The 21,406-nt window shown below is 63.5% G+C and carries 16 protein-coding genes and 2 pseudogenes; 5 read left to right on the top strand and 13 right to left on the bottom strand.

Annotated features, from left to right (window positions below; translation table 11 throughout):
- The first annotated feature begins 9 nt into the window (after positions 1 to 9).
- A pseudogene (gene gmk / locus AUC68_RS02575) lies at positions 10 to 653 on the top strand (guanylate kinase).
- A gap of 21 nt (positions 654 to 674) precedes the next feature.
- On the opposite strand, the gene rsmA reads toward gmk, so the two are convergent.
- The 7 genes from rsmA to lptF all read right to left on the bottom strand — a co-directional run bounded on the left by rsmA (position 675) and on the right by lptF (position 8,232).
- Entirely contained in the window at positions 675 to 1,520 is an 846-nt protein-coding gene (gene rsmA / locus AUC68_RS02570) for a 16S rRNA (adenine(1518)-N(6)/adenine(1519)-N(6))-dimethyltransferase RsmA (protein ID WP_069436212.1), read from the bottom strand.
- Entirely contained in the window at positions 1,517 to 2,545 is a 1,029-nt protein-coding gene (gene pdxA / locus AUC68_RS02565; protein ID WP_069436254.1) for a 4-hydroxythreonine-4-phosphate dehydrogenase PdxA, read from the bottom strand. Before pdxA ends, rsmA begins: the two co-directional genes overlap by 4 nt.
- A 42-nt stretch (positions 2,546 to 2,587) precedes the next feature.
- The gene (locus AUC68_RS02560; RefSeq protein WP_141701050.1) at positions 2,588 to 3,067 is read right to left on the bottom strand and encodes a hypothetical protein; all 480 of its coding nucleotides are present in this window, start codon (positions 3,065 to 3,067) and stop codon (positions 2,588 to 2,590) included.
- Between the two features lie 29 nt (positions 3,068 to 3,096).
- Complete coding sequence (locus tag AUC68_RS02555; protein ID WP_083240328.1) at positions 3,097 to 3,525, bottom strand: SurA N-terminal domain-containing protein; 429 nt, start codon at positions 3,523 to 3,525, stop codon at positions 3,097 to 3,099.
- The gene (locus AUC68_RS02550) at positions 3,522 to 5,810 is read right to left on the bottom strand and encodes an LPS-assembly protein LptD (RefSeq protein WP_158008207.1); all 2,289 of its coding nucleotides are present in this window, start codon (positions 5,808 to 5,810) and stop codon (positions 3,522 to 3,524) included. The genes AUC68_RS02555 and AUC68_RS02550 overlap by 4 nt, the downstream gene beginning before the upstream one ends.
- 122 nt (positions 5,811 to 5,932) lie before the next feature.
- A complete protein-coding gene (lptG, locus tag AUC68_RS02545; RefSeq protein WP_069436253.1) occupies positions 5,933 to 7,042 on the bottom strand; it encodes an LPS export ABC transporter permease LptG in 1,110 nt (369 codons plus the stop codon).
- Between the two features lie 8 nt (positions 7,043 to 7,050).
- Positions 7,051 to 8,232: an LPS export ABC transporter permease LptF gene (gene lptF, locus AUC68_RS02540; protein ID WP_069436208.1), complete on the bottom strand. Its 1,182-nt coding sequence runs from the start codon at positions 8,230 to 8,232 to the stop codon at positions 7,051 to 7,053.
- Between the two features lie 290 nt (positions 8,233 to 8,522).
- Between lptF and AUC68_RS02535 the strand changes: the two are divergent.
- Both AUC68_RS02535 and mazG read left to right on the top strand, forming a co-directional pair.
- Positions 8,523 to 10,032, top strand: a pseudogene (locus AUC68_RS02535) (leucyl aminopeptidase).
- A gap of 180 nt (positions 10,033 to 10,212) precedes the next feature.
- Positions 10,213 to 11,076, top strand: coding sequence for a nucleoside triphosphate pyrophosphohydrolase (mazG, locus tag AUC68_RS02530; protein WP_069436252.1), 864 nt, complete (start codon positions 10,213 to 10,215; stop codon positions 11,074 to 11,076).
- Positions 11,077 to 11,086: 10 nt separating this feature from the next.
- On the opposite strand, the gene hflX is transcribed toward mazG, so the two are convergent.
- The 6 genes from hflX to AUC68_RS02500 form a co-directional block, all read right to left on the bottom strand.
- Positions 11,087 to 12,499, bottom strand: coding sequence for a GTPase HflX (hflX, locus tag AUC68_RS02525; RefSeq protein ID WP_069436207.1), 1,413 nt, complete (start codon positions 12,497 to 12,499; stop codon positions 11,087 to 11,089).
- Positions 12,500 to 12,754: an RNA chaperone Hfq gene (gene hfq / locus AUC68_RS02520; protein WP_069436206.1), complete on the bottom strand. Its 255-nt coding sequence runs from the start codon at positions 12,752 to 12,754 to the stop codon at positions 12,500 to 12,502. It lies immediately after the preceding gene.
- Between the two features lie 170 nt (positions 12,755 to 12,924).
- Positions 12,925 to 14,322: a nitrogen assimilation response regulator NtrX gene (gene ntrX / locus AUC68_RS02515; RefSeq protein ID WP_069436205.1), complete on the bottom strand. Its 1,398-nt coding sequence runs from the start codon at positions 14,320 to 14,322 to the stop codon at positions 12,925 to 12,927.
- Complete coding sequence (locus tag AUC68_RS02510) at positions 14,312 to 16,606, bottom strand: sensor histidine kinase NtrY-like (RefSeq protein WP_069436204.1); 2,295 nt, start codon at positions 16,604 to 16,606, stop codon at positions 14,312 to 14,314. Before AUC68_RS02510 ends, ntrX begins: the two co-directional genes overlap by 11 nt.
- 271 nt (positions 16,607 to 16,877) lie before the next feature.
- The gene (gene ntrC, locus AUC68_RS02505; protein WP_069436203.1) at positions 16,878 to 18,323 is read right to left on the bottom strand and encodes a nitrogen regulation protein NR(I); all 1,446 of its coding nucleotides are present in this window, start codon (positions 18,321 to 18,323) and stop codon (positions 16,878 to 16,880) included.
- Positions 18,324 to 18,338: 15 nt separating this feature from the next.
- Positions 18,339 to 19,505 (bottom strand): two-component system sensor histidine kinase NtrB, encoded by a 1,167-nt coding sequence (locus tag AUC68_RS02500; RefSeq protein WP_083240326.1) that lies wholly within the window; start codon positions 19,503 to 19,505, stop codon positions 18,339 to 18,341.
- Between the two features lie 207 nt (positions 19,506 to 19,712).
- On the opposite strand from AUC68_RS02500, the gene AUC68_RS02495 reads away from it, so the two are divergent.
- Positions 19,713 to 20,891: a bifunctional 2-C-methyl-D-erythritol 4-phosphate cytidylyltransferase/2-C-methyl-D-erythritol 2,4-cyclodiphosphate synthase gene (locus AUC68_RS02495; protein ID WP_083240325.1), complete on the top strand. Its 1,179-nt coding sequence runs from the start codon at positions 19,713 to 19,715 to the stop codon at positions 20,889 to 20,891.
- Positions 20,888 to 21,391 (top strand): CinA family protein, encoded by a 504-nt coding sequence (locus AUC68_RS02490; RefSeq protein ID WP_069436201.1) that lies wholly within the window; start codon positions 20,888 to 20,890, stop codon positions 21,389 to 21,391. The genes AUC68_RS02495 and AUC68_RS02490 overlap by 4 nt, the downstream gene beginning before the upstream one ends.
- The last annotated feature ends 15 nt before the right edge of the window (positions 21,392 to 21,406 follow it).

Below are 21,406 nucleotides of genomic sequence, written 5' to 3'. Positions count from 1 at the left end.
GCCGAACCGATGAGCGCGCCCATGGAGACGATCGACCGTCGCGGTCTCATGCTGGTGCTGTCTTCACCCTCGGGCGCGGGCAAGACGACGATCGCGCGCCGCGTCTGACGGAAGATGCCGGCATCGCCGCCTCGATTTCGCACACGACACGCCAACGGCGCCCGGGCGAAGTGGACGGCAAGGACTACCATTTCGTGGACAAGAAGACCTTCACGCAGATGCGCGACGAGAAGGCCTTCCTCGAATGGGCTCTCGTGTTCGACAATTTCTACGGCACCACGCGCGCGCCGGTGGACGAGGCTTTGGCGGAGGGCCGCGACGTCTTGTTCGACGTAGACTGGCAGGGCGCCGAGTCGTTGCGGAAGGAAGCCGCAACCGACGTCGTCTCCGTCTTCGTTCTTCCGCCGACTGCGCGGGCGCTCGAGGAGCGGCTGAAAACGCGTGCTCAGGATTCCGACGATGTCGTCGCGCGCCGCATGGCGGGCGCGAGCAACGAAATCCAACACTGGAAAGACTACGACTACGTGCTCGTCAATTTCGACCTGGATCAGTCCGTCGCGGCGGTCCATGCGGTGCTCGCGGCGGAGCGCTTGAAGCGCACGCGGCTGACTGGGCTCGACGGCTTCGTGCAAGGTCTGTTGACCGAGCTCTGACCGTCCTGCGGCGGCTGTTTCTCAGCGTTTTCTGAGCGCGTTTGCGATGCGGCAGAAGTCCGAAATCTGCAATGTCTCGGCACGGGCCCGAGGGTCGAGCCCGAGCTTTGTGAGCAGCGCTTCCGGGTCGGGCATCACCTGTTTGAGGCTTGCACGGAGCATCTTGCGCCGCTGACCGAACGCGGCAGCGGTGACCCTTTCGAGCATGCCGATGTCGCATGACGGTTCGGGGTGTTCGCGCGGCACGAGCTTGACCACGGCCGATGCCACCTTGGGCTTCGGGGTGAAGGCGTCGGGTGGCAGCGAGAACAGAATGCGCGGGTCGGTACGCCATTGGGACAGGACGGCGAGGCGTCCATAGTCCTTTCCGCCGGGCGCCGCGACGATGCGGTCGGCAACCTCGCGCTGAAACATGAGCACGAGACTGTCGAACCAGGGCGGCCACGGATCGCTCTTGAGCCAGCCGATCAGGAGCGGCGTGCCGACGCTGTAGGGGAGATTGGCCACGAGACGGGCCGGCGCGCCGACCGGCAACGCCTCATAGTCCACGTCCCTCGCGTCGGCGCTCACGATCTCGAGCCGGCCTGGATAGGCCGCGGCGATGTCCTCAAGCGGCCCCAGACAGCGCTCGTCGCGTTCGATCGCCACGACCTTGCCCGCGCCTTCCATAAGCAGGGCGCGCGTGAGGCCGCCGGGACCCGGGCCGACCTCGACGACACTGACGCCTTCGAGGCGGCCCCGCGCGCGCGCGATCCGCCGTGTCAGGTTCAGATCCAGCAGAAAGTTTTGTCCGAGGCTCTTCTTTGCCGAGAGCCCCGCCGCGCGGATCACCTCGCGTAACGGAGGCAGACCGTCCGGCCCGGTCATCCGGTGTCCCCGGCCACGGCGGCGCTCATCGTGTCGGCGAGGCGCAGCGCCTCGATGAGGCTGCGCGGGTTGGCCTTGCCGGTACCGGCGATGTCGAACGCCGTGCCATGGTCGGGTGAGGTGCGCACGAAGGGCAGTCCGAGCGTGACGTTGACGCCCACTTCGAAGGCGAGCGTCTTGAAGGGGATCAAAGCCTGATCGTGATACATGCAGATCGCCACGTCGTAGCGCTCGCGCGCGGCCGTATGAAAGAGCGTATCGGCGGGGTAGGGGCCGCTGACATCGATGCCAGCTTCCTGCGCGGCGACGATGGCGCCCCGGATCGTTTCGACCTCCTCGCGGCCGAGGGCGCCGTCCTCCCCGGCATGCGGATTGAGACCGCTCACCGCCAGTCTCGGACGGGCGAGTCCGAACCGCCGGCGCAGGTCGCGGTCGGTGATGGCGATGGTTTTCGCGAGCAGCTCCTGCGTCAAGGCACCCGGCACGTCCTTCAGCGGAATATGGATGGTCGTGGGAACGACCTTGAGGACGTCGGACGCGAGCATCATGACCGGATGCGGGGCTCGACCGTTCTGTGCGGCGAGGGCGGCGAGATATTCCGTATGGCCTGGGAATTCGAAGCCTGCCTGATACAGACACGACTTCGAGATCGGGTTGGTGACGACAGCGCGCGCCTCGCCCGACTGCACCATTTCGACCGCGGCTTCGATGGATGCCGTCACCGCGGGCATCGCGGCGGCCTCCGGGACGCCCGGCGTGACGGCGACAGGCACCGGGATCGGAAGAATGGGCAGGGCGTTGGCGAATACCTCGACGGCCTCCTGGGGCCGCGCCACGGTTGCGATCGGCACGGACAGGCCGAGCGCCTTGGCGCGCGCCTCCAACAGCTGCTTGTCGCCAAGGAACACGAATGGCTGGAGCCCTTCGCGACGGCGGGCGTCGAATGCGAGCAAGGTGATGTCCAGACCGATGCCGGCGGGATCGCCGAGGGTCAGGGCAAGGGGTTTGTCGGCCGGGTACGACATGCGCATTGGCCTAGCACGCCTGGCCGGTTCCGAACATCGCCGTCAGCGGTATTCGATGAACGCCTTCTCGCGCACTTCCTTCAGATATTCCTCGGCCTTGACGCGCAGCTCGTCATTCAGGATTTTCCGCTCAGCCTCGTCGCGGACATCCAAGTCGCCGGTTGCCGCCGCGGCTTGTGCGGCGCAGACGGCGTACAGTTCTATGCCGGCGTGCGTCACAGTCGGTGGCGTCATTTGTCCGACCTTCGCGTTTCGCACGAGGATGCGGGCAGGGGAGCCCAGCGTCGATGCGTCTTGGACCCTGAGGTTTCGAACCGTCGCGCCCTCGACGCCATTGGCCAAGCTCTGAAAGCTTCCACAGCCGCGAAAACGGGCGCGCAGATTCTCCGCTTCGGCGACCTTCGCCGCGACGATCTTCTGGTCGGCCCCGCTGGGCAGGGGAAGGCGCAGTTGCTTGATGCCACCCGAGGACGATCCGCCGTTCGAATTGGACAGGGCCTCGTCGATCTGCGCGTCGTTCACCTGAACTTCCCGACGGAATTTCTGTTGGATCACGCGTTGCCAGACCATCTGGGCGCCAATGCGGTTCTAAGGGTTTGGACGTTGACGCCGGCGCGCCCGAGCGCGGTGGAGAGGCCGGCCGCATCGAGATTGTTCCGCGCGGCCATGTCCTCCACGACGCGATCGACGTCCGCCTCACTCGCCGTGATGCCGAGCTTCCGGCCTTCCTGATATTGAAGACGCTCCGTGATCAGCATTTCGGTGGTCTTCTGATTCAGCGCCGGACCGGGCTCCTCCTTGGCGGTCAGCTGCAGAAATCGCGCGCGTTGGGCGATGTCGTAATCGGAGATCGGGTCGTCGTTCACCAACAGCTTGATTGCAACGTCCTGGGCCTGAGCCCCAAGCGTCAGGAACAGAAGGGCCAGCATGCCCAACGCCGCGATACTGTAACGGGTGATCGATGTGGGGCGTGTCATCATTGGTACAGACCTTCGTCGCCGCTTTCGGTGAACGCGCCAATATCAGTCTGAGCGGTGTACTCACCGAGGTGCTTAAGGGCGAAAGTGAAGACGAAGCGTTCATCCGGTTCGATGTCCTGGTCGCGAATAAAGGAGCGCTGGTAGGTCACATCGATCTTGAAGCAATCGTCCTTGTAGCGGAGGCCAAGGCCGTCCGTGATGGTCTGTTCGCCGGCAAGGTCGTAACGCAGATTGCCGAGCAGCCACCACTCGTCCGTGATCGCAAGCGCGCCGGCAAAGAGGATTTCCTCGTCGGCGTCGGCGTTGACGACGTTGGTCAGGTTCGGCGTGATGGCACTGGACTCGACGACACCGGGCACGCGGGCATAGTTCACGCGCGCCTGGACAGGTCCGTAGTTGAGCGTGGAGCCAAGATCGGTCCGGACTATATCGAAGCTCTCCTGGTCGAAGCGCGCTTGCCCGGTGAACGAGAACCCGCTGACGGTTTGGACATAGAGGCCCGTGACGTAGTCCGAGTTGCTCGTAGCCAAGCCGCTCTGCTGATAGAACGTGGTGTCGAACTCGTTGTCGCCAGCGATCTGGTAGCTCTGTCCGAAGACGGCGCGGGCGTAACCGCCGTCCATCAACTGCGCGGTATAGCCGAAGCCAACATTCGCCCTGGTGCCCGTTTCGATCCGGTCATAGCCCGAGAACTTGTCGATATCGAACAGGATCGTATCGTCGAACACCAGGCTCAGCGCATCCTCGTTGGGGATCTCCTGCTGATCGCCGATGGCGCTGGGCCGCGCGATGATCTGTCCGATCGGCTCGATCGTATGCGTGATTCGTCCGGTCGTGGCGACGAACGGATAGCGGTATTCGAGACCCGCAACGGCGTTGCCGCGCCAGATCGTGCCGTTATCGCGGTTGTCGGCGAGGGTGTTCGGGTTGGCGATGGTGACGTCTTCGGTGCCCCCGAGTTCCAGCACGCCCGGATTGTCGAGGCTATACACATCGCCGCGCAAACGGCCGAACGGCGTGAAGACCTGACCGATCCCGTCGGTCAGCTGCCGCCGCCAGCGCGCTTCCATGATGAACCGGTTGGAGTCCGTGCCGTCCGCGCTCGAGAACACCATCGTGTTGCTGTTGAAACTCAGCTCGCCACCGATAACCGGCGTGTCGACGATGTAGTCGTAGTCGATGATCGGATAGACGACGGCCTCGGAGAACTCCTCGTCGGTAAACAGCAGGCTCTGTGTGTTGTAGAATCGCGTCGAGAAGTAGTTCCGGCCGCGAAGTCCCTCGAGATAGACCTGCGACACGCGATCGGTCCTGAGCCGCGAGTCGAGGTTGTAGTAGCGCCGGAAGGTCTCATCCGTCTCGAGCATTACATCCCAACCCCAGGAGTAGTACGGATCGAGCGCGAAGCGGCCCTTGGATTTGATGCTGCCGCGAAAATCCTCTCCGTAAGCGGGGCTGGTGTCGTCGTTGACATTGTCGAAGACGCCCGCCAGCTCGACGTTGAAGCCGCCGGCGGCGGTTCGCTGCCGCCAGTCGCCGAGCAAGAGCGTGCCCGCCTTCTCCGTCCACATGGGCGCGAAGGTGAAATCGTAGTGGTCCGACAGGGCGAAGTAGTAGGGCACCTGAACGGTGCTGCCGAGCTCGTCGGAATGGCTGTACGACGGAATCAGGAAGCCCGACTTGCGCTTGACCGTGGGGTCCGCGGTCTCGAAGTAGGGGACCCAGAGAACCGGCACGCCGAAGAGGTCGAAGACCGCGTCGTTGAACGTGATCTTCGCTTGATCGCGCTTGTGGGTGATCTTGCCTGCCCGAATACGCCAGGTCGGCGCCTTCTCGGGATTTTCCCGGCAGATCTTACAGGGCGTGAACATGCCTTTCTGGAACACGGTGACATTGCCGGCCTCGCGCGATGCGGATTGAGCCGAAATGCGCGTGTCGTCCTGGGAGACGAATTTGAGGGCGTCGACAAAACCGTCGCGGAAGTCGTCGGTGAGGGTCAGCTCGTTCGCCGTGATGATGGCGCCGTCGGGATCCTTCATGCGGACGTTCCCTTCGGCCGCAAGCGTGTTGGCGTTGCGGTCGTAGACGATCCGATCGGCGAGGAGCGTGTAGTCCCCGTAATAGACTTCGACGTTGCCTTTGGCCGTAACGCGCGCGTTGTTGTTCTCGTAGATCAGTTCGTCGGCCTGCAGCAGCATGGGGTCCGACGACTTGACGTCCGGCGCCCGAACGATCTGCTCGAGGCCGGTTTGCGCTTGCGCATGGGCGCGTTCGTGAGAGGTCAACAACGCGCCAAGCGTGGCCGCAAGCACCAGGAGTGGAACCGCCGTACGCCCCCCGTTAGACGCGCTAAGGCCGGGCAGAGCCCGGCGCATTGCTTGGAGGATTATGAGTGCCGCGCGCATCGTCATCCGTCCTCTTTGTACAAGAGCACAGTGAGTGCGAGCGACATGGCGACGATCACCGGAATCCACGCGGCCGCGACCGCCGAGGTGAGCCCTGACATCGCGAAGTTTCGCGAGACCTCCGGCAAAGACGAGAACCCGAATCCGGCGGCCAATCCGAACACGGCGTTGATTTGCACGTTGCCGAAGCGGAAGCTTTGCAACGAGCAGGTCGCCGCGATCAGCACCATGGTCACCAACAGGAACGGTCGCGACAGAAGCAATTGGTATTGAACGCGGTACTGGGTGGCCGGCAAACCGGCCCGCTCGGCAATCTCGATGAAGTTGGGCAAATCCCAGAACGAAATCGAGTAGACGGTGCCGAGCGTGTCACGCACCTGGGTCGGGGTGAGGTAGGTGCTGAGCAGATAGCTCTCGTGCAGGACCGGTTCGCGCCCGGGTGCGCTGACCCAGGCCTGCTCCAAATCCCAGCGGCCGTTGTTCAACACAGCGCGCTTGGCTTCGATGCGCTCGGTCAGTTCGTGCTTGGCGTTGTACTGGAAGACGGAAACGCCGCGCAGTTCGAGTCCCTGGTTCAGGACACGCAAGGCATGCACCACGGAGGGGCCATCCGCGCCATCCTCGCGCAACCACGCACCAGACTTCCCGGCCGATTGCAGGAAGCTGTCGTCCTTGCCGAACGCGGCCGAATAGAGCCGCTCGGCCTCGCCGCGTGCGGACGCCGCAATCGGATTGTAGACGGTGACGAATCCGATCCCGAGCAGGAAGGCGACGACGAGGGCAGGAAGGGTGAACTGCCACACCGAGACGCCGGCGGCGCGCAAGACGACAAGTTCGGAGGTACGACTGAGCATCAGGAAGATCACGATCGTCCCGATGAGAACTGCGAAGGGTAGGGTGAGTTCCGAAAACGACGGCAAACGCAGAAGGGTGATCCACACCAGAAGAAAACCCGACGCTTCGTTCGAGTATTTTCCCGAGCGCCGTAGAATCTCGATGAAGTCTACGAAGAAGATCAGCACGCAGCAGATTAGGAACATCGCCACCATAGCGGCGAGGAAGCGCGCAGAGAAATAGCGCGCGAGCGTTCCACCTGCACTGATGCCTGGCATCTGCGCCTTCACCCCGTCTGTACCCCTCGTGCGGTCCACAACTTTATGTTTTTTGGCTGAAACTTGAGCTCGAAGTTCAGCTTGGACCGCAGTTCTGGCGACATTCTAACGTGCGCCGTCCACGCCGCAATCAGAATCGCCCCGATCGGAATAGCATATACGAGGATCACCGCCCACGCATTCAGCGTGACCAGATTCCCCGCCATGATGCCGGCCACTCTGAGGGCGATCGCAAGCCCGAAAACGGTGATAATCTGCCCCCATCGACTCTCGCGAGTCGTGCGTGCTTGGCCCATCAGAGCAATAGCGAGAAAGATGAACGCAAGTGGATAGAGCGGAGTCGACAAGCGTTCATGTAATTCGTAACGCAAGAGCCCATTGTCTGTCTCGGAAATATTTTCGTCTTCCGGGGGATTTATGAGGCTCGAAAATGACATTTGCTTGGGCTCAAGCTTACTCCCGGAGTCATTTTTTGGAGCGAATTTGGAAAGATCGACCATATTCTGATCAAAGGCGATGATCTGGACGGCCTTTTCTTCGTCCTTTGCATCGTATCGATGTACGTAACCATCGAACATGATCAGAAAACTGCCCTCGTCATTGGAGAGAATTCGTCCTCTATCGGCGAGGTAGCTCATCACCTGCTTGGGATCGCGTTCGTCGTGGAACAGGAGTCCGAGCAGTTCTCCGTCTTGGGCGCGGTCGCGAATGTGAAAGGTCAGGCCGCGCTCGGGGCTGGAAAATCGTCCTGGTTGAAGGACTTGGGAGATCAGGTCGGCGCGTACCTGCGTGATGAGGTCGCGGAAGGCGCGCATGCAGGCGGGGTTGACGAACACGTTCACCGCCAGGATCAGGACGCTCACGATCAGGGCCAGGGCGATGAGGGGGCGGCAGATCCGCCAGACGGTCGCGCCGGCGGCGGTCATGACGATGATCTCGCTATCGCCGTTCATCCGGTCGAGGGTGTAGAGGCTGGCCATGAGGACGGCGTTGGGGGCGATGAGCGTGATAAGGCTCGGCAGGCTGAGCGCGGTCATCTGGAAAAATATCGTCAGGCCCTGACCTTGCGATGTAATAAGGTCGAGCTGTTTCAACGCTGTAGCCAGCCAGATAATGGCCGTCAGCGTCAGCAGGATGAGGAGGAACGCACTCGTCACCTGCCGAAACATGTATCGGCTAAACAGCGTCATGAGCCTGTATGTTCGACGTCCCCAAAACGACCCGAAACCCGGCCCCCCGAAAATGCCCCCAAATTCGCGGCAACCGGCTGGTTTGTATTGCAAATCTGACCAGCCCAACGTGGCGGAATTTCGGCCATTTCGAATGGGTTGCTTTCACTTCGCGCAAGACTTACGAAGGTCGAACGATTTCCTGCCGCTGTTGCATTGTTGCACCACGGGCGCGCGGGCGCCCGTGACGGCTTTTTCCTGTTTTCCGTCGCCTCACGTCTTGGCGGCGCGGCCCACCGATGGAGTTTACCTTGACCAATCCGACGACGTTGTCCTTTGCCAGCCCGTCCGCCGCAGCCGCGGACGGCACTGCCGTAGTTTTTGCCGAGGAGGGCCCCAAGCTCTCGCCGACCGCGCAGGCTCTCGACAAGAAGACCAAGGGCCTTCTCAGGGCTGCTGCGAAAGTCTCGGCGTTCAAGGGCAAGAAGGGAACGAGCGTGGATGTGCTGGCGCGCAAGGGGTCAAGTTCGCGCGCATTGTTCTCGTCGGTCTCGGCAAGCCGAAGGACTTCGCCAATGACGACTGGGTCAATCTCGGTGGGACCGTTCGCGGCAAGCTGACCGGCCAGGAAGGGGACACGGCGCATGTCTACCTGGAAGCGGCGAGGGGCGAGCTGCCCGTCGAGGACATTGCCAGCTTCGCGCTCGGCGCTCAGCTCCGCAACTACAGCTTCGACAAGTACAAGTCCAACAAGCCCGCGGCGGACGCGGACGCAATGACGCTGAAGAAGTTCGTTATCCATTGCGCTGACCCGCGCGCGGCCGGCCGCGCCTACGCGCCGGAGCGCGCCATCGTCGACGGCGTCTTCGCGCGCGATCTCGTCAACGAGCCGGCCAACGTTCTGACCCCGGCGGAGTTCGCGGCACGCGCAAAAACGCTCACCAAAGCCGGCGTCCAGGTCACGGTTCTGAGCGAGGCGCAGATGAAGCGGCTCGGGATGGGCGCGCTTCTGGCCGTGGGGCGGGGGAGCGAGAACACGAGTCATGTCGCGGTGATGCAGTGGAAAGGGGCGGGCGTGCGCGGCGGCGATCCCATCGCGATCGTCGGCAAGGGCGTGACGTTCGATACCGGCGGCATCTCTCTGAAGCCCGCCGCCGGCATGGAGGACATGAAGGGCGACATGGCGGGTGCCGCGTGCGTGGTGGGCCTGATGCTGGCGCTCGCCGAACGCAAGGCCAAGGTCAATGCGGTCGCGTGATCGGTCTCGTCGAGAACATGCCGAGCGGAATGGCGACGCGCCCGGGCGACGTCGTCGAGGCCATGTCGGGGACAACCATCGAAGTGCTGAACACCGACGCGGAAGGGCGCATGGTTCTGGCCGACTGTCTTTGGTACGCCCAGGAGAAGTTCAAGCCGACGGCCGTCATCAATCTCGCCACGCTGACCGGCGCTATCATGGTGGCCCTCGGAAAGGTGCATGCAGGGCTCTTCTCCAACAACGACGACCTGTCCGACAAGCTGATCGCGGCCGGTTTGGAGACCGGCGAGAAATTGTGGCGGCTGCCGCTCGGTCCCAAATACGACAAGCTGATCGACTCCAAGGTCGCGGACATCAAGAACACCGGCGGGCGCTGGGGCGGCTCGATTTCCGCCGCGCAGTTTCTGCAGCGCTTCGTCAAGCCGGACACGCCCTGGGCGCATCTGGACATCGCCGGTACGGGCATGGCCGCGGAGAACAGCGACATCAATCGAAGCTGGGGTTCGGGCTTCGGCGTGCGGCTGCTCGACCGTTTGATCCGGGACAATTACGAGCGCCGCTGAGGGTTCGGGCTCGAGGGCGGCGGTGCTGCCGGCCCTTGCAGCCCCATCATCTATATTTTCCATAATATACCTTATGCGAATTCCGGACCGAGGCGTGACAGGATTGAGGGTATTCCTGTAAGGCACTGATATGTCGACAAGTTTCTGGATCTTTGGGGCCCGCTCTGCGGGATGGCTGCCATGACTGATACGCGCTCGCCCGGCGGCGAGAAGACCTACGCGTTGGCGGATCTGCTGACCGTGATGGCGCGTCTGCGCGACCCCGAAACGGGATGTCCGTGGGACGTGAAGCAAAGCTTCGAGACCATCGCGCCCTACACGATCGAGGAAGCCTACGAAGTGGCGGACGCTATCCAGCGTGGCGACACGGATGCCCTGAAGGAGGAGCTCGGTGATCTGCTCCTACAGGTCGTCTACCACGCACAGCTCGCGAACGAGATGGGATCGTTCTCGTTCGACGACGTGGCCGATGTCATTACCCGGAAGATGATCCGGCGGCATCCGCACGTGTTCGAGGACCCTACCCGCCGCGATGCGTTTCTCGGTTCCGGCCTATGGGAACAGATCAAGGCGGAAGAAAAAGCCGAGCGCGGCGAAGCCACCAATCCGGCCAGCATCCTCAGCGACGTGCCGGTGGGCATGCCGGGGCTGACTCGCGCCGCCAAACTTCAAAAGCGTGCCGCGGATGTGGGGTTTGATTGGTCCGATGTCGGACTGATCATCAGCAAGGTCGAGGAAGAGCTTGCCGAGCTGAAGGACGCCATCGCCAAGGGCGAAGCGCAGGAGCGCATAGCCGACGAGTTCGGCGATGTCGCCTTCGTTTTGGCGAATGTGGCGCGGCATCTTCACGTGGATCCGGAAGCGGCCTTGCGCGGCACGTGCGCCAAGTTCATACGCCGGTTTCAGTACATCGAGGCGGCGCTGGCGGCCCAGGGCCGGAAGCCCCAGGACGCCGATCTCGAGGAGATGGACCGGCTCTGGGACGCGGCGAAGCGCGATGAGAAGGCCGCTAAACAGGACGCCACAGGCGGGAATGACGCGTAGGGCGCGCGCCCTACTCGGCCGCGGTTTGCAGCCGCGATGCGCCCGCGACCCGCGCAAGCTTGTCGCGTTTTTCCGGGGCCACGCGAATGCGCAAGGAGGTGGCGCCATCGCCAAGATCGGCGCGGGCGATCACCTCGCAATTCTCGTAGATCCAGTTCGACAGTGCGCCTTCTTGAGGCTGCAGCACGATATCGAGGGTTTGCCGGCGCGTGTTGAGGCGGGTTTCGATCTCGGTGAGCAAGGTGTCGAGGCCCTGTCCGCTCACGGCGGACACGAGGATGGCACCGTGGCGCACCGCCTCGTTCTTCGCGTGTTCGAATTCGGCCGGGTCGAGCAGGTCGGCCTTGTTCCAGACCTCGAGCACCCTGTCCGGTTCCTCCTCGGCGTGGATGCCCAGATCGGCGAGCACGGCGTTCACGTCGGCGCGCTGGCTGGCGGTCGCACTATCGGAAATGTCGCGGATATGGAGAATGAGGTCGGCTTCCTGGACCTCCTCGAGCGTCGCGCGGAACGCGGCCACGAGCGTGGTGGGCAGGTCGGAAATGAAGCCCACCGTATCGGACAGGACCGCCTTCGATCCATTGGGTAGGCAAAGCGCGCGGATGGTCGGATCGAGCGTGGCGAACAGAATGTCCTGAGCGAGAACCTCGGCGCCCGTCAACGTATTGAAAAGCGTTGACTTTCCGGCATTGGTGTAACCGACCAGGGCGACGGCCGGATAGGGCACCCGTTGTCGCGACTTTCGGTGCAGCGCGCGCGTTTGACGGACGTGCTCCAGCTCTTTCTGGATCTTGGTGATGCGCTCGGACAGGAGACGGCGGTCGGTTTCGATCTGGGTCTCGCCGGGGCCGCCGAGAAAGCCGAAGCCGCCACGTTGCCGTTCCAGATGCGTCCAGGAGCGAACCAGCCGGCTCTTCTGGTAGACGAGGTGCGCCAGTTCAACCTGCAGGCGCCCTTCCCGCGTCCGGGCGCGTTCGCCGAAGATCTCCAGGATGAGTCCGGTCCGGTCGAGCACCTTGGCCTGCCATGCGGTCTCCAGATTGCGCTGCTGGACCGGCGAGAGCGGATGATCGACGATGACCAGCTCCACCTCTTCCATGCGGACCACGCCCGCCAGTTCTTCCACTTTGCCCGAACCGAACAGGGTCGCGGGCTTGGGCTGAGGGACCGGAACGACCCCGCTCGCGCGAATGTCGAGATTGATGGCCGCGGCGAGACCGACCGCTTCTTCAAGTCTCGCCTGTGGGGTTCGGTCGGGAACGCCCGCAGCGTGGCCCCGCGCGCCTTCCCGCGCACCCCGGCCGGGCCGGACGTCGAGGATCGGCACGAAGACGACGGCGCGCACGGGATGCTCCGCATGCGCCTCGCCGCGTTCTGTTCGTTCCTTGTTGCTTGCGAGCTGTTTCGGGTCAGTCGGACGCAATTACTCTGCGGCACCTTCCGCATCGGCGATGTCGGCAAGCTGTATCGGCTGGCCTGGCATGATGGTCGAGATGGCGTGCTTGTAGACGAGCTGGGAATGGCCATCGCGACGCAGCAGAACGCAAAAATTATCGAACCAGGTCACGACGCCTTGCAGCTTGACGCCGTTCACCAAGAAGATCGTGAGCGGAATCTTGCTTTTGCGGACATGGTTGAGAAATGTGTCCTGCAAGCTTTGCGTGCGCTCTGTCGGCATGGGCTTGTTTGTCCCTTTGGTTCACGCTTGGTCTCAAAATATGATCCGGATTGAGACGAACCGGCACTGAACAGTCTTCATACGCAACCACAATGTGCGTCTATAAGCTATTCGACTTAGGACGAATTTAGCAGCTAAGCCTCGCCCTAAAGGCGAGTCCCTGAACTATGCTAACGCATTGCGGCGTTTCTTTCATTCGAATTGACACCCAGAGCGCGAAGTTTCCGGTGGAGTGCCGAGCGCTCCATGCCGACGAACTCGGCCGTGCGGGAAATGTTGCCGCCGAAACGGTTGACCTGGGCCAGCAGATATTCGCGCTCGAAGATCTCGCGGGCGTCTCGCAGCGGCAAGGACATCAAATGCTCGCCCCCCGCCCCGTTCGGCGTCAGCGGCACCGGCGAGACGATTTCGTCGGGGAGCATGTCGGCCGTGACGATCGTATCGGCATCGCCGCCGACAAGGATCATCAGCCGCTCCACGTTGTTGCGCAGTTGGCGAACATTGCCCGGCCATTCGTGGGATTGCAGCACGGCCATCGCGTCTTCGCCGATGCGGCGCGGCGGGGAGCCTGAGGCCACCGAGATGGTCTGCACGAAGTAGCGCACCAGATCGGGGACGTCTTCGCGGCGCTCGGAGAGCCCCGGTATGCGGATCGGGACCACGTTCAGGCGGTGGTAGAGGTCTTCGCGCAGGCGCCCGGCGGAAATCTCCTTCTGCAGGTCGTGACTGGTCGAGGAGACCACCCGGACATCCACGTGCACCTTCGGTCCGCCGCCGAGGCGCTGGAACCGCTGCTCGACCAGCACGCGCAGGATCTTCGCCTGGGTTTCCAGCGGCATGTCGGCGACTTCGTCGATATAGAGCGTGCCCCCATGGGCTTCTTCGAGTGCGCCGACCTTGCGGGGGCCCGAGCCGGTCCCCTCCTCCGTTCCGAAGAGTTCGAGCTCCATCCGGTCCGGCACCATCGCCGCCGCGTTGAGGACCACGAACGGACCGTCGGCGCGCTGGGACTTCGCGTGCATCACCCGCGCGGCCAGTTCCTTGCCGCAGCCGGAGGGGCCGCTGATCAGGACGCGGCTGTTTGTGGGGGCGACCTTGTCGATGGCCGATTGCAGCTGCGTGATGGCGCTCGACTTGCCGATCATTTCGAAGGAATAGGTGCTGCGTTCGCGCAGTTCCCGGTTCTCGCGCTTGAGCTTCGAGGCTTCGAGCGCTCGCGCGGTGATCAGCACGAGCCGGTCGGCCTTGAACGGCTTCTCGATATAGTCGTATGCGCCGCGCTGAATGGCCGACACGGCCGTCTCGATATTGCCGTGGCCGCTGATGATGATCACGGGAAGGTCCGGATGGGCCTTCTTGATTTCTTCCAGCAGATCGAGGCCGTCGAGCCGCGAGCCTTGGAGCCAGATATCGAGAATGACCATTGAGGGGCGGCGCTCCTCGATGGCCTTCAGCGTTTCGTCGCTGTCCTTGGCGAGCCGTGTACCATGTCCCTCGTCCTCCAGGATGCCGGAAATGAGCTCCCTGATATCGGCCTCGTCGTCGACGATCAGGATGTCAGACGCCATGGGTTACTTCCTCTTCTTCGGCAGACGCTTCACTCGTTTCGGGCTTGGATGCGGACTCAGGCGCAATGACCTTATCCGGTTCCTCGCGCGTCACGATCGGCAGATCGATCCGCACGGACGCCCCCTCCACCTTGCCGTTGCGCTTTGGTGCGTCGGCCAGAACCAACTTGCCGCCGTGCTGCTCGGTAATGCGTTGCACGATGGCCAGGCCCAGTCCCGTGCCTTTGACCCGGGTGGTCATATACGGCTCGATCAGGCGATCGCGGTCCTCCTTCGGCAAGCCGCAGCCATTGTCGATGATGGTGACATAGACCCGGTCTCCCTTGGTCGTGACCTTCGCCGTGATTTCACCGGTCCCGGCGCGATCCGGATCGTTCTCCACGGCCGTGTCGATCCCCTCGCTGGCGTTCTTGACCAGGTTGGTGACGGCCTGGGTGAGGAGCCGTTGGTCCGACATGGTCGTGACCGGCTTGTCCGGCAGATCGAGCGTGAAGTCGATATCCGGGCGGCTGACCTGGAAGAGAAACACGGCCTCGCGCACGATCTCACGCACGTCGTGCATTTCCATGACGGGCTTGGGCATGCGCGCGAAGGCGGAGAACTCGTCCACCATGCGGCCGATATCGGAGACCTGCCGTACGATCGTGTCGGTGCACTGTTCGAAGATTTCGCGATCCTCGGTGATGACCTTGCCGTATTTGCGGCGAATGCGTTCCGCGGATAGCTGGATCGGCGTGAGCGGGTTCTGGATCTCGTGGGCGATGCGGCGGGCGACGTCGGCCCAGGCGGTGGAGCGCTGCGCGACAACCAGCTCGGTGATGTCGTCGAAGGTGACCACGTAGCCCTGCCCGTCGCCTTGGCTGGTGACACGGACGGCGAAATTGCGCTCCGAGCCGCGCCGCCGCAGCGAGACCTGATCGGTCCCGGGACGCCGGCCCTGCTTGCGGGCACGCTTGAGGTGGGGGGCGAATTCGGGCACCGCGTCGGCGAGCTTCGTTCCGACAAGGTCCGTGCCTTTCAGACCGAGTAGCTCTTCCGCGGAGCGGTTGACCAGATTGACCGTCCCGCTCGCATCCACACCGACCGCGCCCGCGGTCACGCCCGAGAGCACGGCCGACATGAAGCGGTTGTGCTCGTCGAGGGTCACGTTGGCGCCGACCAGCTCGTCGCGCTGGGTCTTGAGCTCGGCCGTCATCGTATTGAACGTCGAGCCAAGCACGGCCAGGTCGCCATCGGCCGGGTTGACGTCCACCTTCACCCCGAGATTGCCGTGGCTGATTTCCTCGGCGGCGCCCATCAGCTGGCCGATCGGCGCGACCAGGCGGTTGGCGAACCACATGCCGATCCAGATCGCCGACAACAACAGCGTCAGCGCGATGGCCACATACATGAGGCCGAACGCGACCTGGACGCCGGCGCGCCGCTGCTCGAGCAATTGATATTCGGCAACGTTCGCGCGCGTTGCCCGCAACTGCTGCAACACGCGCGCGTTCACCGGGCGGATCACGTAGAGAAAGGTGTCGTCGAAATTGTCGAGACTCTTGATGGCGCCGACCATGCTGGTCTTGCCGGGCGCGATGACGATCACCTGCCCTTTCTCGGCAAGGTCCATGGCTTCCGTGGGCGGCGCCCGGTACGGCATTTCCGGGATCGAGGCCGCCGTCGCGAGCACCTTGCCTTTGCGATCGATCAGATAGGCACCCGGGATGGCGCGGATCGCGGCCTGGGCGTTTAAGAAGTTCCCGAACCCTTGCGGGCGGGCCCGAACCAGTTCGACCGCTTCGTCGATGTCCTTGGCCATGCCGACCGTGTCGGCGCGGATGACCTGCCCGTGCTCCTGGAGATAGGCCGTGGCCACGTCGATCGAATTCTGGATGATGGATTTCGTGCGGCTGGAGAACCAGTGATCGAGACCGCGGTCGAGCGAGATGCTGGCGAAGATCGCCAGCGCGATCGCCGGCACCACGGCGATGACGCTGAACAGGCTCACGATGCGCACATGCAGTTGCGCGCCCGCTTCATGGCGCCGTCTGGCGAGCCACAGCCCCGTCACCTGCCAGGCGATCAGCCCGATCATGGCGGCCACGAGCACCGCGTTTATGAGCAAGGTGGTCACCACCACCTGCTGCGTGGGCACGATCGGCGTGAGCCCCGTCAGAACGAGATAGGTTGCCAGTCCCGCGCACAGGGACAGCACCATGATGATGAGGCCGAGAGTAAATTGGAGCCGCCGACGTTTCGCCCGCACGGTGGTCTGCCCGTCCGGCTCATGCTCTTGGATCACTTTCGGTGGTGCGGATAAACCGCTGCCGTCCTTAGCGATTTTCTTATCTGGCTTGGGGTCGCGCAAAGCGTGCTGCTCTCCCTCTCAAGTCGGACGTCAGCTTCGAGCCGACTCTCATCGATGCGGCATATTGACCACAAATATGATGCAATAAGATCACATTGTGGCGCTTTGGCGACAGGCGACGTGGCGGTTACGGTGTGGCGCGGCCCCCACCCCGGAGCGCGCGCATGGGGCCAATATGGGGGCGGTGCCTGGGTCTGACCAGGGCCTAAGCGGCCGGGGTGCGGATGACCTTGATGCCGAGATCGCGGATCTTCTTGCGCAGCGTGTTGCGGTTCACCCCGAGGAGATCGGCGGCGCGGATCTGGTTGCCCCGGGTCGCGGCCAAGGCGGCCGTGATGAGCGGGGATTCCACCTTACGCAGGATTCGCGTGTAGAGGCCCGCCGGCGGAAGCTCCTGTCCGAAACTCATGAAGTAGTCGCTGAGATAGCGCTCCACTGCTTCGGACAGGTCCGCCGTGGCTTCGCGCGCATCGCTGAATGACGTCGGGCGTGCGCTCGGCGCGAATTCGCTCTCCACCATGTCGACGGTCACGATGTCCTGTGTGTAGATCGCCGAGAGGCGGCGCACCAGGTTTTCAAGCTCGCGCACATTGCCCGGCCAGTTGTGGCGCTTGAGCCGTTCGATCGCGCCGGTCTCGAAGCTCTTGGGCGGAAGCCCCTCTTTCTCGGCGATGGCCAGGAAGTGGCGCACCAGATCGGGAATATCCTCGAGCCGTTCGCGCAAGGGCGGCAGGCGCAACGGCACGACGTTGAGCCGGTAGTACAAATCCTCGCGGAAGAGACCCTGATCGATCTGCTGCTGCAGATCGCGATTTGTGGCGGCGATGATGCGCACATTGGTGCGAATGGGCGTCCGTCCGCCTACGGTCGTATATTCGCCTTCCTGCAGCACGCGCAGGAGGCGTGTCTGCGCCTCCATCGGCATGTCGCCGATCTCGTCGAGAAAGAGCGTGCCGCCTTCGGCCTGTTCGAAGCGGCCCACATGGCGGGTCTGCGCGCCGGTGAAGGCGCCCTTCTCGTGGCCGAACAATTCCGACTCGATCAGTTCCCTCGGGATCGCGGCCATGTTGATCGCGACGAAGGGGCCGTTCCGGCGCTTGCCGTATTCGTGCAGCGCGCGGGAGACGAGTTCCTTGCCCGTGCCGGACTCGCCGGTGATCATGACGGTGAGATCGGTTTGGGTCAGCCGTGCGAGGATGCGGTAAATGTCCTGCATCGCCGGGCATCGCCCGATCAAAGGCATGCCGTCGCTGGACTCTGCCGGGAGCGGTTGCACCTTCTTGCGCGGTTCGGCGAGCGCGCGGCTGACAACCGAAATGAGTTCGTTCAGGTCGAACGGCTTGGGCAGGTATTCGTAGGCCCCGCGTTCGGCCGCGGTGACGGCGGTCATGAACGTGTTCTGCGCACTCATCACGACGATCGGCAAGTCCGGCCGCAGCTTCTTGATGCGCGGGATCAGGTCGAACGCGCTTTCGTCGGGCATCACCACGTCGGTGATGATGAGATCGCCGTCTCCTTGACTGACCCAGCGCCACAGCGTCGCTGCGTTTCCGGTCGCGCGCGGCGCGTAACCGGCGCGGGCAAGGGCTTGGTTCAGGACCGTTCGGATTGCCGCATCGTCGTCGGCGATCAGGATATTGCCTTTTCCCATACTTCGGTCTGTCTCTTAGGTCTCTGCTTCGTTGGGTTTTGCCGTCTTGGCCGTCTTGGTCGTGCCGTCACCGCTCGCCATCGGCATCAGCGCGCGGAACACCGTGTAGCGCGGCCGGGAATCGCATTCGATGATGCCGCCATGGTCGCCGATGATCTTGGCGACCAAGGCAAGGCCAAGACCGGTCCCCGACGGTTTCGTGGACACAAACGGATCGAACAGGTGCTGGATCAGATCGGCGGGCACCCCGCTGCCATTGTCCTCGACGGCGATCTCGAGTGGCAGGCTCACGCGGGCCTGGCTACCGGGAACCGAAAGCCTGACGCCGGGCCGGAACGCCGTCGACAGGGTGATCTGGCCGTCGTTTCGCTGGTCTCCGATCGCCTCGGCCGCGTTCTTGACGAGGTTCAAGAACACCTGGACGAGCTTGTCGCGGCTCCCCGGGACCGGCGGGAGCGAGGGATCGTAGTTCTCGACGATCTTGATGTTGCTGGCGAAGCCCGTCGAAGCCACCTGCTTCACATGGTCGAGAACGTCGTGAATATTCACCGGCTCGCGTTGGAGCGGCCGCTCGTCCCCGAAGATTTCCATGCGGTCGACGAGCTTGCAGATCCGGTCCGACTCCGAGCAGATCAATTGCGTCAGTGTACGGTCGGATTCGTTGCACTCGCCTTCGAGAAGCTGCGCCGCGCCGCGTATGCCCGACAGCGGGTTCTTGATTTCATGCGCCAGAACCGCGGCAAGGCCGGAGACGGACCGCGCCGCGCCGCGATGGGTGAGTTGGCGCTCGATCATTTGGGCCATGCTGCGCTGTTGGATCATGACCATCACACCGCTATTCGGGACCGGCACCGGACCGCCGTAAAGATCCACGAGCTTTGTCGACTCGAAGCGGAACGAACTCAGCTCCACGCCGTATTCGTTGACGGTGGTGCCGTTGCGCTGAACCTGTTCGACGAGTGCGACGAGCGGACAGCCGAAGGCGACGACGTCCGGCAGGCTGTGCCGGCACAGCACGCCGGCGCTCATCTGAAAGAAGTCCTCAGCGGCGGTGTTCACATACTCGATCGCGAGGCCTTTGCCGATCACCAGCAGCGGATGCGGGAGGGCGTCGACGAGCGCGTCGCATGGAATACCTTTTGCCCCTAGACTCGCCCCTGATGTTTTGGTCGAGAGCGCCAATACCTATATCCTCGCGGCCTCTTTCCGGTGGCCAAACGGTACGTGCATAAAATATAAGCACGAACGAGTCATGAACTATTATTGGGCAACATACGTGGCTTTTGAGTTGGGGGCAATATTCGATATGCCGCAGTGCAACACGTATAAGACTCAGGGGCTTAGCCCTGGGAATGGGCAGGCTTGTTGCAGCGATCGGGGGCAATTTCCGTGAGTGTTGCAGCCCTGATCGTGGCCGCCGGGCGCGGGGCTCGTGCCGCGACCGAGGCCTCGCAGCCCAAACAGTATTGCGAGGTCGGCGGCGTACCCATGCTGAGCCGCACGCTTTCGGCCTTTGCCTCCCATCCCGGCGTGAGCGACATTCTGGTCGTCATCCATCCGGACGATATGGCGCTCTACGGCGCGGCCAGCGCGCCGTTCGCGGCAGACCTCCTGCCCGCGGTGATGGGTGCGCGCCGGCGTCAGGACAGCGTTCGCCTGGGGCTGGAGGCGCTGGCCGGCGACGCTCCCGCCCGGGTTCTGATCCACGACGCGGCGCGCCCCTTTGCCGATTCGGCGCTGATTACCCGGGTGATCGACGCCCTTGCCACAAGTCCCGGTGCCCTGCCCTGTGTGCCGGTGACGGACACGCTGAAGCGCGAGACCAATGGGCGCGTGGCGGGAACGGTCGCGCGCGCGGGCCTGTTCCGGGCCCAAACGCCGCAAGGTTTCGACTTCCAGTCGATCCTGACGGCACATCGGGCGGCGGCGCGCGATTCGACACTCGAGTTCACGGACGATACGTCGGTGGCCGAGTGGTTTGGACTGAACGTGGCGATCGTCGAAGGGTCCGAAGACAATCGCAAGTTGACCACGGCGGAGGACTTGATGATCGCCGATCGATTGATGCAGCAAGGCGGTGCGCCTGCGGGAACCGTGCGCGTGGGATCCGGCTATGACGTTCACCGGCTCGGGCCGGGCGATGCGGTCACGCTTTGCGGCGTGCGCATTCCCCATACACGAACGCTGCTCGGACACAGCGATGCGGATGTGGGCCTGCACGCGCTGACGGATGCTCTGCTCGGCACGATCGCCGACGGCGATATCGGAGCGCATTTCCCCCCGTCCGATGCCCGTTGGCGGGGCGCCAGTTCCGACGTGTTCCTGAGAGACGCGGGCGAACGGATCGTGGCGCTGGGCGGCACGATTATGCATGCTGATGTGACGCTGATCTGCGAGACGCCGAAGATTGGTCCCCACCGGGATGCCATGCGCGGGACGATCGCGGACATTCTGGGTCTGAACCTGTCCCAGGTCAGCGTGAAGGCCACCACGAACGAGCAGCTTGGTTTCGTCGGCCGCGAGGAAGGCATCGCGGCCATGGCCACGGCGACGGTCACGCTGCCATGAGCGGCGGCGGCCAAACGTCCGATCCGCTGTCGGTCTTGGCGGCGGGGGTGCTCGCCGCCGCGCGGGCGCACAGCGATCTGATCGCCACGGCCGAGTCCTGCACGGGCGGGCTGGTTTCGGCCGCGCTGACGTCGGTTCCGGGATCCTCGGATGTGTTCGATCGCGGCTTCGTCACCTACACCAACACGGCAAAGTCCGAAATGCTCGGTGTCCCCTTCTGGATGATCGAGAAGCACGGCGCGGTGAGCGAGGAGGTTGCTCGCTCCATGGCCGGCGGCGCGTTGACTCACAGCAATGCCACGCTGGCCGTGGCCGTCACCGGCATCGCGGGGCCAGGCGGCGGCAGTGTGGACAAGCCGGTCGGCCTCGTTCACTTCGCGGCCGGACGCCGCGACCTGCCGATGCGGCATCAATGCATGGCGTTTGGCGATCTCGGCCGTGAGGAGGTGCGCCGGCGCAGCGTGGAATGCGCGCTTTTGATGTTGCGCGCCCTCGCCTAACGTCCGCTCTGTGTC

It is taken from the genome of Methyloceanibacter methanicus, from assembly GCF_001723285.1.
Lineage (GTDB): Bacteria > Pseudomonadota > Alphaproteobacteria > Rhizobiales > Methyloligellaceae > Methyloceanibacter > Methyloceanibacter methanicus.
The sequence above is the reverse complement of the archived record's forward strand: the minus strand, read 5'-3'. Positions and strand labels throughout refer to the sequence as shown.